Below are 11344 nucleotides of genomic sequence, written 5' to 3'. Positions count from 1 at the left end.
GTCAGATGTGTATAAGAGACAGTACTCCTGCAGCTCGGGAACCTTCGCCACCGTCGCCGACAGCCGCGCCAGCACGGTGTCGACCGGGAAGGCCGACTGCGCCGTTCCCAGGGATTCGGCCAGGGTGGCGTGCACCGACGCCACGGCCTCGCCCAGCCGGTAGGACTCGCCCGCGAAGTCACCCCCGACTTCGTACGCGTAGAGGTCGGCCTCGGCGAACAGGTCGCGGACGCTGGCGGTGGCCATCGCCCAGCCCTCCGCGGCGTTGGCCGCGAACTCGGTCACCATGCCCAGCGGCCACGCCGCGTCGGGGGTCCCCGCCGAGCCGGGCATCTCGTAGGTGCCCAGCAGCCGGGCCACATGCGGGTTGCCGGCCCGGCCCAACACCCGATTCAGTTCGATGTCGGGGTTGATGCCGCCGCTGACCCGGCGAAACGCCTTGAAGATCGCGTCCCGGTCGAAGATGACGCTGGTGTTGCTCTGCTCGGCGTCGGAGACGTGCGGCATGGCCTCCAGTGGCAGGCCGACGTCGGGTTCCTTGACGAACCGCACCTCGGCGCCCGACGAACCGCGGACGGCCGATTCGTCGATCAACGACAGCAGGAATTTCGGCGCATCGGTGTCGTACAGGGCGTCGAAGCCGGTGCGGTCGCCGGCTGCGCCGATGGTGGCCACGGTGCTGTACTCGGATACCGGCGCGGCATCCCATCGCACGATCACCTGGTAGCGCTCGGACGAACCGTCGGCGTACTGGACGTCGACCAGAACCAGGTCGAGGTCGTCCCGGAGCGGGATGATCACGGCGGCTTCGGCTGAGGTCAGCTCCCGGTTGCGTCCGGCGTACCACCGTTGCTGTGGGAGCCAGTCCGACCACGGCAGTTTGGCTGGGTCAGTCACGCGAGTCCTCCTCACATGCGGTCAGCTGGAACCAATAGAACCCGTGCCCCGGCAAGGTCAGCAGGTAGGGCAGGTGCCCGATCCGCGGAAACTCGACGTGGCCGGTCAGTTCCACCGGCGTGCAACCGCTCCAGTGCTGCAGATTGAGTTCGATCGGCTGCGGGAAGCGCGACAGGTTGTTGACGCACAGCACCGTGTCGCCGCCGTCGCGCACCTGCCGCACGAACGCCAGCACCGACGGGTTGGAGCCGCCCAGCTCCTCGAACGAGCCGATCGCGAAGGCCTCGTGGCGGCGCCGCACGGCCAGCATCATGCGGGTGAAGTTCAGCAGCGACGTGGAGGTGTCCCGCTGGGCCTCCACGTTGACCGCCTGGTAGCCGTAGACCGAGTCCTGGCTGGCGGGCAGGTAGAGCCGGCCCGGGTTGGCCTTGGAGAACCCGGCGTTACGGTCCGGCGTCCACTGCATCGGGGTGCGCACACCGTCGCGATCACCCAGCCAGATCACGTCGCCCATGCCGATCTCGTCGCCGTAGTACAGCACCGGCGAGCCGGGCAGCGACAGCAGCAGCGCGGTGAACAGCTCGATCTGGTTGCGGTCGTTGTCCAGCAGCGGCGCCAGCCGGCGCCGGATTCCGACGTTCGCCTTCATCCGCGGATCCTTGGCGTACTCGGAGTACATGTAGTCGCGCTCTTCGTCGGTGACCATCTCGAGCGTCAGCTCGTCGTGGTTGCGCAGGAAGATTCCCCATTGCGCCATGTCGGGGATCTCCGGCGTCTGCGCCAGGATCTCCGAGATCGGAATGCGCGATTCCCGGCGAACCGCCATGAAGATGCGCGGCATCAGCGGGAAGTGAAACGCCATGTGGCATTCGTCGCCGCCGGTGCTGGTGTCGCCGAAGTACTCGACGACGTCGGCCGGCCACTGATTGGCCTCGGCGAGCAGCACCCGGCCCGGGAATTCGTCGTCGATCACCTTGCGGACGCGCTTGAGGAAGGCGTGCGTCTCGGGCAGGTTCTCGCAGTTGGTGCCTTCGCGCTCGAACAGGTAGGGCACGGCGTCCAGCCGGAACCCGTCGATGCCCAGGCCCAGCCAGAAGCGAAGCACGTCGATCATGGCTTCCTGCACGGCCGGGTTGTCGTAGTTCAGATCCGGCTGATGCGAGAAGAACCGGTGCCAGTAGAACTGGCGGCGCACCGGATCGAAGGTCCAGTTGGACTCCTCGGTGTCGACGAAGATGATCCGGGCGTCGGTGTAGCGCTCGCTGGTGTCGCTCCAGACGTAGAAGTCGCCGTACGGGCCGTCCGGGTCGTGCCGCGACTCCTGAAACCAGGGGTGCGACTCCGACGTGTGATTCATCACCAAATCGGTGATGACGCGGATGCCCCGCTCGTGCGCGGCGTTGAGCAGCGCGACGAAATCCTCGACCGTGCCGAACTCGGGCAGCACCTTGTAGAAGTCCCGGATGTCGTAACCGCCGTCGCGCAGCGGCGAGTCATAGAACGGCGGCAGCCAGATGCAGTCGATGCCCAGCCACTGCAGGTAGTCCAGGCGCGAGAGCAACCCCCGCAGGTCACCCGAGCCGTCGGCGTTGGCGTCGAAGAACGCCCGGACCAACACCTCGTAGAACACGGCGTGCTTGAACCACGTCGGGTCGGTGGGCAGGGCGGCGGCGTTGTCGAAGTCATCGGAGTCGGGGTGCTCGACCACGCCGTCCTGAACGTGACTGCCCCCCGCGGGATGGTGCTCGACAGCTTCTCTTGCGTCGTTCATCAAATCCACGATGCCACGGGTACCCGAGGCGCGACATTCGAAATCACGCCAACGCACATGTCGCGAAAAACGCCCGCTGGCAAGCCATTTGGCCGCCAGCCGGGGGTTATCGGCGCGGGTGTCAGGCCGGAGGTCCGTCCGCCAGCGTCACATTCGTGGTGCGGTCGCCGCCACCGGCGGAGCGGTAGTGGACCGCGATGTTGTCCCCGGGGTGGTGCGGGACCAGCACGTCCGTCATCGACGTGGCCCCGGTGATCGCGACGTTGTCGACGCCGGTGATGACGTCACCGGGTGAGATCCCGGCCGACGCGGCGGGGCCGCCGGTGACCACCCGCTCGACGCGCGCGCCGCTGCCGTTGCTGTCGGTCACGCCCAGGCCGAGGAAGGCGGTGGGGCCGATGTGCACGGTGTTCGAGCCGGCGCCCGACCGGATCTGGCCGGCCACGCCCATCGCCCGGCCGATCGGGATGGCGAAGCCCTGCCCGCCGCCCGACATCTTGTAGTTGTCGGTGGCGGCGGTGTTCACGCCGACGACCTGGCCGGCGTTGTTCACCAGCGGGCCGCCCGAGTCCCCGGGCCGGATCGGCGTGTCGGCCTGGATCAGCCCGCCCAACGACTCGTTCGCGCCGGTCAGGGTGTCGGTCGCCGAGACGGACTGGTTGAGCGCAATGACCTTGCCGGACACGGCGCTGGGCGTTCCGCCCTGGCCGCCGGCGTTGCCCATCGCGACCACCGGCTCGCCCACCGAGACCCCGCCACCGATCGCGGCGGTAGGCAGCCCGGCGGCCCCGCGAAGCTGCAGCACCGCGATGTCCTGACTGCGGTCGTAGCCGACCACGTCGACGGCGTACGTCTGCCCGTTGCCGACGTCGAACGCGCTGATGTCCGTCGCCCCGGAGATGACGTGGTTGTTGGTCAGCACGACGCCGTTGGGGTCGATGACGATGCCGGTGCCGGCGCCCACCGCGTTGTTGTAGCCGAACTTGGTGTTGATGTTGACCACCTGCGGCCCCACCTGGCCGGCCAATGCCGCCGGGTCGAGGGGCGCCTGCGGCGCGGTGAACGGCGACGCGGCCGCCGGTACGGTGCCCAAACCGAGGCCCAGTCCGACCGCCGCCAACACGCTGACCAACCATGACCACCGGACCGAGCGGTGGTGCGATTTGCTCATCCCGTCACCCTTCCTGCGTCGCGGTAACACCAAGCTGCCCCGGCCGTGCGATTCTGGGCGGCACAATTGTCTGTATATAACCGTAATGCAGGTAGCTATTCATGGCAGTGGGTAGGTTGCGTTCTGCGCCTAGGCTGACACGGTGGGCGAATTCGACCCCCAGGCCAGGTTCAGCCAATCCCCGGTGGCCCGGCTGGGCACGATCACGCCCGACGGTCTCCCCCACCTGGTGCCGGTGGTATTCGCGGTAGCCGGGGATCACCCCGAGGTGGTGTACACCGCCGTCGACGCCAAACCCAAGACGACGCGGCGGCTGCGCCGGCTGGCCAACATCGAAGAGAACCCGCACGTGAGCCTGCTGGTCGACCACTACGCCGATGACTGGACGCGGTTGTGGTGGGTTCGGGCCGACGGTGCGGCCACCATCCACACCGGCGGGGCGGCGGTGGCGGCCGCATATCGGCTGCTGCGCGCCAAATACCCGCAGTACCAAACTGTTCCGCTGGACGGGCCGGTGATCGCGATCGCGGTGCGCCGCTGGTCGAGCTGGCACGCCTGACAGCCGGCGCAATTGTGGCCGTCCCGTGGCCTTGTGTTGGGCCGCGGTTGGGGGAAAAGTTGCTTGTGGCCCTGTGAGCTAGCGCACACCGCGTCGGCGCACGGCGATGGCGGAGAACTGGAGGAACGGCATGGCGGACAAGGCGAATGCTTCCCAGGGCGCAGCGGCCGCTCCCACCGCGAACGGTCCCGGCGATGTGCGCAACATCGTCCTGGTCGGGCCCTCGGGCGGCGGCAAGACCACCCTGGTCGAGGCGCTGTTGGTCGCCGGCGGGGTGCTCACCAGGGCGGGCTCCGTCACCGACGGCAGCACGGTGTGCGACTACGACGAGGCCGAGATCCGCCAACAGCGGTCCGTCGGGCTGGCCGTCGCCTCGCTGGCGCACGACGGCATCAAGATCAACCTGGTGGACACCCCCGGGTACGCGGATTTCGTCGGCGAGCTGCGGGCCGGCCTGCGCGCCGCGGATTGCGCGCTGTTCGTGATCGCCGCCAACGAGGGCGTCGACGAGCCCACCAAATCGCTGTGGCAGGAATGCGATCAGGTCGGCATGCCGCGCGCCGTGGTGATCACCAAGCTCGATCACACCCGCGCCAACTATTCCGAGGCGCTGGCCGCCGCGCAGAATGCGTTCGGCGACAAGGTGTTACCGCTGTACCTGCCGACTCACCTACCGTCCTGTGAAGGCCTGATCGGGTTGCTGTCGCAGACCCGCTACCAATACGCCGGCGGCAAGCGGACCATGCAACCGCCCGAGGTGTCCGACGCCGATCGGATCGAGGAGGCCCGCGGCACCCTGATCGAGGGCATCATCGAGGAATCGGAGGACGAGTCGCTGATGGATCGCTACCTCGGCGGTGAATCCATCGACGAGGCGGTGCTCATCGAGGACCTGGAGCGGGCTGTCGCCCGCGGGTCGTTCTTCCCGGTGATCCCGGTCTGCAGCAGCACCGGCGTCGGCACCCTGGAATTGCTGGAGGTCGCCACCCGCGGATTCCCGTCGCCGATGGAACACCCGCTGCCGGAGGTGTTTACGCCGCAGGGCGCCACCCACGCGACCCTGACCTGTGACCCCGACGCGCCGCTGCTGGCCGAGGTGGTGAAGACGACGTCGGACCCCTACGTCGGACGGCTCAGCCTGGTCCGGGTCTTCTCCGGGACCATCAGGCCCGACACGACGGTTCATGTGTCGGGCCATTTCGCGTCGTTCTTCGGCGCGGTCAACGGGAACGGCCACACGCATCCCGACCACGACGAAGACGAACGCGTCGGAGTGCTGTCCTTCCCGCTCGGCAAGCAGCAACGCCCCGCCCAGGCCGTGGTCGCGGGCGACATCTGCGCGATCGGCAAGCTCAGCCGGGCCGAGACCGGGGACACCCTTTCCGACAAGGCCGAGCCGCTCGTGCTGAGACCGTGGACGATGCCCGAGCCCCTGCTCCCGGTGGCCATCCAGGCGCACGCCAAGACCGACGAGGACAAGCTGTCGGTGGGGCTGGGCCGGCTGGCCGCCGAGGACCCGACGCTGCGGATCGAGCAGAATCAGGAAACCCACCAGATCGTGTTGTGGTGCATGGGCGAGGCCCACGCCGGCGTGGTCCTCGACGCGCTGGCCAACCGGTACGGCGTCACCGTCGACACCGTGGAACTTCGGGTGCCGCTGCGAGAGACGTTCGGCGGCAAGGCAAAGGGGCACGGCCGCCATGTCAAGCAATCCGGCGGGCATGGTCAATACGCGGTGTGCGACATCGAAGTTGAGCCGCTGCCGGAGGGCTCGGGATTCGAGTTCCTCGACAAGGTGGTCGGCGGCGCGGTGCCCCGGCAATTCATCCCAAGCGTGGAGAAGGGTGTGCGCGCGCAGATGGAAAAGGGCGTGCACGCCGGCTATCCCGTCGTCGACATCCGGGTGACCCTGCTCGACGGCAAGGCGCACAGCGTGGATTCGTCGGACTTCGCGTTCCAGGCGGCGGGCGCGCTGGCGCTGCGGGAGGCCGCCGCGGCGACGAAGGTGAGCCTGCTCGAGCCCATCGACGAGATCTCGGTGCTGGTGCCCGACGACTTCGTCGGCGCGGTCATGGGCGACCTGTCGGGTCGCCGCGGTCGCGTGCTGGGCACCGAGACCGCGGGCAACGAACGCACGCTGGTCAAAGCCGAGGTGCCCCAGGTGGAGTTGACGCGCTACGCGATCGACTTGCGGTCACTGGCCCACGGGGCCGCGTCGTTCACTCGTGGCTTCGCCCGCTACGAACCCATGCCGGAGGCCGCGGCCACCCGCGTGAAGGCCGGCGTCTGAGGCGTTACGCCCCGCCGCCGAATCGCTGCGCGACGGCGCGACGGTCCAGCGAGCCCTTCGCGGTGTGCGGTAGCTCCGTAGCCTGCTGGAAGCTGGCCGGCACCTCGAAGGGGGCCAGCCGGTCGCCGGCGAACGCCGCGAGTTCCTCCGAGGTCGGCGCGGCGGAACCCCGCGGCACGATCACCGCCGCCACCGCCTCGCCGTACAGCTTGTCCGGCACGCCGAAGACGGCCACCTCCAGCACGTCGGGGTGGCTGCCCAGCACGCCCTCCACGCGTTCCGGGGAAATCTTCTCCCCGCCCCGGTTGATGAGTTCCTTGATCCGGCCGCGGATGACGAGTTCGCCCGCCGCCGAGAGCGTTCCGAGGTCGCCGGTGCGCAGCCAGCCGTCGGTGAAGTTGGCCGCGGTGATCGCCGGGTCGCCGAGGTAGCCGCGGACCACACTCGGTCCGTGCAGCCAGACCTCCCCGACCTCGCCCGCCGGCACCGGGCGGCCGTCGGGACCGACGATCCGAATCTCCGGTCCGGTCGAGCGGCCGACGAGACCCGGTGTGGCAGCCGGGTTTTCGGTGTGGCCGACCTCGGTCGTCGCGACCTGGTGGGTGGCTTCGGTCATGCCGAAGGCGCACACCACCGGGGCCGAGAAGGTGCCCTGCAGCGCCTGCGCCGTCTCGGCCGTCAGGGGCGCGCTGCAACTGCGGATGAACCGCAATGCCGCGTTGCCGGGTCGGTCGGTTTCGGCCCGCTCCAACAAGATCTGGTGGATGGTCGGGACGGCCGTGTACCAGGTGGCGCCGACCGCGCCGATGTCGTCCCAGAAGGTGTGCGCGGAGAACCGTCCGCGCGCCGGCAGCAGCACCGCGCCCCCGGAGGCCAGGGTCGCGAGCAGCGCGGCCAGCAGCCCGTGGCCGTGGTAGAGCGGCATCACGGCAACGGTGGCGTCCGCGGGCCCGAGCCCGTATCCGGCGATGATGGCCCGCACCGAGGCCGCGAGGTTGCCGCGGGTCCAGGGCACCATCTTCGGCACCCCGGTGGTGCCGCCGGTGAACATGATCATCGCGTCGTCGTCACGCAGGCCCTCGGGTGTCGAAAAATCTTGCGCGGGAGCGGCGTTCACGTCCACCCGCACCGTCGGGCCACCGACCGTCACCGCGAGCGGCCACCACGGCAGGGCCCCTTCGTCGTCGGGCGCGTCACCGTCGATCAGCACCGCCCGGGCACCCACCGCCTCGCTGCGGGCGAGCTGCTCCCCGACCGGCAGGGCCGGATCCAGCGGGACCGCGACCAGGTCGGCCCGCGAAGCCGCCAGCAGCCCAACGACGAATTCGGCGTTGCTTGCGAAGCGCAGCGCGACGCGGTCACCCGGCAGTAGGCCGCCCCGCATCAGCTGCCCGGCCAGGTCCTCCACCAATCGGAGTAGCTCGCGATAGCTGACCGGGATCCGATCGGCGCTGACGATAAGCGCGGGCGCCTCCGGGTATCGGCGTGCCGCGTCCTGGACAAGGTCGGCGATGCGGGGTCCCGCGATCTGCCTCGCCCCGTCGCCGCCGGTGATCGTCTCAGTCCCCATCGCCGCGCTCCTTCTCCGTCGTCACCATCATCTGCTCGAACCATGCCGGGCGGCGTGGCGGCGCGTCCAATATCGATTCACTCACGACCGATAACCGCCGGCTATCGACGGCCCGTAACCGCACTGAACAGCGCCGATAGATGGGATGAATCGCTGCATAGCGGCGCGGTCTTGGACACCGGCCGGGCGGGCGCGTCAGAGTAAGGGCCGACGCTCACTTCACCTGAAGACCACACGCGAGGAGCCGCCACCATGACCGCAGTTTCGGCATCTCCCGACCAGGCGCCCGAGTCCGCGCGTTTGATCGACGGCTTCCACCTGGTGGTGGAGGCGCTCAAGGCCAACGACGTGGACACCATCTACGGGATCGTCGGCATCCCGATCACCGACCTCGCCCGCGTCGCGCAGGCGTCCGGGATCCGCTACATCGGCTTCCGGCAGGAGACCTCGGCCGGTAACGCCGCGGCCGCGGCCGGATTCCTGACCCGCCGGCCGGGGGTCTGCCTCACCACGTCCGGGCCCGGTTTCCTCAACGGGTTGCCGGCGCTCGCCAACGCCACCGCGAACTGCTTTCCGATGATTCAGCTCTCGGGCTCCAGCAATCGCGCGCTGGTCGACTTGCAGCGCGGTGACTACCAGGACCTCGACCAGCTCAACGCCGCGCGGCCGTTCGCGAAGGCGGCCTATCGCATCAGCCGGATCGAGGACATCGGGCGCGGCGTGGCGCGCGCCGTCCGCACCGCGATCTCCGGCCGGCCCGGCGGGGTGTACCTCGACATTCCCGGTGAGGTGTTGGGGCAGGCCATGGACGCGGCAGCCGGGGCGCACACGGTGTGGCGGATCGTCGACCCGGCGCCCCGGCAGCCACCGGCACCCGAGGCGGTCGAGCGCGCCCTGCAGGTGCTGGCGCAAGCCCACCGGCCGCTGATCGTGCTCGGCAAGGGCGCGGCATACGCCCAGGCCGACAACGTGATTCGCGATTTCGTCGAGGTGAGCGGAATTCCGTTCCTGCCGATGTCGATGGCCAAGGGGCTGCTGCCGGATTCCCACCCGCAGTCCGCGGCGGCGGCGCGCTCGCTGGCGGTCGCACGCGCGGACGTGGTGTTGCTGGTCGGCGCGCGGTTGAACTGGCTACTCGGCCAAGGGGATTCGCCGCAATGGTCCGCCGACGCCAAATTCCTGCAAGTCGATATCGCCCCGTCCGAATTCGACAGCAATCAGCCGATCGCGGCTCCCCTGGTCGGCGACATCGGCTCGGTGATGTCGGCGCTGCGCGACGGCCTGGCCACCCATCGCATCACGGTGCCGGCGGATTGGACCGAAGAGCTGACCGAGCGCACCTCCCGCAACGACGCGAAGATGCGCGAGCGGTTGACCGAAGATCCCCATCCCATGCGCTTTTACAACGCGCTGGGCGCCATTCGCGCGGTGCTGCAGGAGAACCCGGGCGTTTATGTCGTCAACGAGGGCGCCAACGCGCTGGACCTGGCCCGCAACGTCATCGGCATGGAGCTGCCGCGGCACCGGCTGGACACGGGGACCTGGGGCGTGATGGGCATCGGCATGGGGTACGCCATCGCCGCCGCCGTGGAGACCGGTGAACCCGTGGTCGCGATCGAGGGTGACAGCGCATTCGGTTTCAGCGGCATGGAAATCGAGACCATCTGCCGCTACCGGCTGCCGGTGACCGTCGTCATTCTCAACAACGGCGGCGTCTATCGCGGCGATGAAGCCCCCAACGGAACCGACCCGGCGCCCACCGTGCTGAACGCGCGGGCGCGTCACGAGCTCATCGCGGAGGCCTTCGGCGGCAAGGGTTATCACGTCAGGACCCCGGCGGAGTTGCGGTCGGCGTTATCCGAGGCGATCGCGGCGCGCGCGCCGGCGATCATCGACTGCGAGCTCGACCCGGCGGCCGGGGTGGAAAGCGGCCACCTGGCGAGCCTGAACCCCACCAGCAAGGCGTCGGCTGGGTGACGGTCAAAGTCGATGGGTGATGCGCGATAGCTGCGCGTCGAAGAACTCGTCCAGCGATAGCCCCGCGGCGCATGCGGCGAGCGCGCGGGCGACCGGCGATCCGGGTCCGGCGGCGTTGGTGGCCAGGGCGACGTCGGCGGTGAGCACCGGATCCACCATCCGCACCGCGCGGACCTCCGGGCCCAGCGGCGAGCTCCACAACCAGGTGTGCGGAACGATGCATGCCCAGTTCCCCGCGGCGACCTGAGCGAAAAGCGAAGCGACGGAATCGGTTTCGACCTGCGGAGCGACTTCGATGGCGTGGTCGGCGAAGGCCTTGTCGATGATCTGGCGGTCCCGCATCTCGGGCGCGAGCAACGCCAGCGGTAACTGTGCGGCCTCGGGCCAGGTCATCGTCGGGGCGGCGGACCCCAACATGTCCGCCGGCGACAACAGCACATAGTGCTCCGTGTACAGCGGCACAAAATTAACGTCGTTGGCCTCGTCGGGCGCGGCGTGCACGATCGCGGCGTCCAGTTCGAATTCCCGCAGCCGCCGGTACAGTTCGCTGCCCGCCAGTCGGGAAAGGATGTGCACCTTCGCCAATGGGTGCGTCGAGCAGAACGCCGACAGCACCAACGAGGCCGTCGTCGACGCGGTGGGGACCGTGCCCAGCCGCAACATGCCGGTGATGCCCGACCGCACCGCGTGCACCTCGGCCTTGAAGGCGTCGTGCTCGGCGAGAATCCGCCTGGCCCACACCACCAACCGATCGCCTTCGGGCGTCAGGCCCTCGAAGCTGTGCCCACGATTGATCAGCGTGACGTTCAATTCCCGTTCCAGCTTCGCGATCGCGGCGGACAGCGCGGGTTGCGACACGAAGCACTTCTCGGCGGCCCGCGCGAAGTGGCGCTCCTGGGCGACCGCGACGAAGTACTCCAGCTGACGGAAGAGCACCCGCACCTCCTCGGGCTCCGGGATTTTGCTGAGGCTAGCGGGTCGGCGGCGCGCCAGCCAGTCCGGCGGCCCGCTCGGTTGCCAAAGCGCCCGTGCTGCACGGAACCCCCGGGAGGCCACGGTGATCGCGCCGAACTTGACCTGGCGAAGCCAAAAAAGTTTGCTGAAAGCGG

At 69.1% G+C, this 11344-nt stretch carries 8 protein-coding genes; 3 read left to right on the top strand and 5 right to left on the bottom strand.

All coding sequences use genetic code 11. The annotated features are described in order from the left end of the window. From WU80_RS09855 to WU80_RS09845, 3 genes are all read right to left on the bottom strand, one after another. Positions 1-897 (bottom strand): hypothetical protein (locus tag WU80_RS09855; RefSeq protein ID WP_055405753.1); only part of this gene is annotated, 897 nt, incomplete at its 3' end. Beyond that, a complete protein-coding gene (treS, locus tag WU80_RS09850) occupies positions 890-2668 on the bottom strand; it encodes a maltose alpha-D-glucosyltransferase (protein WP_055403894.1) in 1779 nt (592 codons plus the stop codon). The genes WU80_RS09855 and treS, both read right to left, overlap by 8 nt. Before the next feature lie 121 nt (positions 2669-2789). Next, a complete protein-coding gene (locus WU80_RS09845; protein ID WP_055403877.1) occupies positions 2790-3839 on the bottom strand; it encodes a S1C family serine protease in 1050 nt (349 codons plus the stop codon). A 142-nt stretch (positions 3840-3981) separates the two neighbouring features. Here WU80_RS09845 and WU80_RS09840 point away from each other — a divergent pair, with 142 nt between their 5' ends. Together WU80_RS09840 and WU80_RS09835 are read left to right on the top strand one after the other, a co-directional pair. Next, a complete protein-coding gene (locus WU80_RS09840; protein WP_055403878.1) occupies positions 3982-4398 on the top strand; it encodes a TIGR03668 family PPOX class F420-dependent oxidoreductase in 417 nt (138 codons plus the stop codon). A gap of 130 nt (positions 4399-4528) precedes the next feature. After that, positions 4529-6688, top strand: coding sequence for an elongation factor G-like protein EF-G2 (locus WU80_RS09835; RefSeq protein ID WP_055403879.1), 2160 nt, complete (start codon positions 4529-4531; stop codon positions 6686-6688). Between the two features lie 4 nt (positions 6689-6692). Here the strand turns inward: WU80_RS09835 and WU80_RS09830 are convergent, their stop codons facing one another. After that, positions 6693-8258, bottom strand: a complete 1566-nt coding sequence (locus WU80_RS09830; protein WP_055403880.1) for a FadD7 family fatty acid--CoA ligase — start codon at positions 8256-8258, stop codon at positions 6693-6695. A 252-nt stretch (positions 8259-8510) separates the two neighbouring features. Between WU80_RS09830 and oxc the strand changes: the two genes are divergently transcribed. Further along, positions 8511-10235 carry an oxalyl-CoA decarboxylase gene (gene oxc, locus WU80_RS09825; RefSeq protein ID WP_055403881.1) on the top strand — a complete coding sequence of 575 codons (1725 nt, stop codon included), beginning with the start codon at positions 8511-8513 and terminating at the stop codon, positions 10233-10235. A gap of 3 nt (positions 10236-10238) precedes the next feature. Here oxc and WU80_RS09820 read toward each other — a convergent pair whose 3' ends face one another. Beyond that, a complete protein-coding gene (locus WU80_RS09820) occupies positions 10239-11171 on the bottom strand; it encodes a LysR family transcriptional regulator (protein ID WP_055403895.1) in 933 nt (310 codons plus the stop codon). Between the last annotated feature and the right edge of the window lie 173 nt (positions 11172-11344).

This window comes from Mycobacterium sp. UM_11 (assembly GCF_001414075.1).
GTDB lineage: Bacteria > Actinomycetota > Actinomycetes > Mycobacteriales > Mycobacteriaceae > Mycobacterium.
Note: the sequence above shows the minus strand (reverse complement) of the source record. Positions and strands in the feature narration are given on the sequence as shown.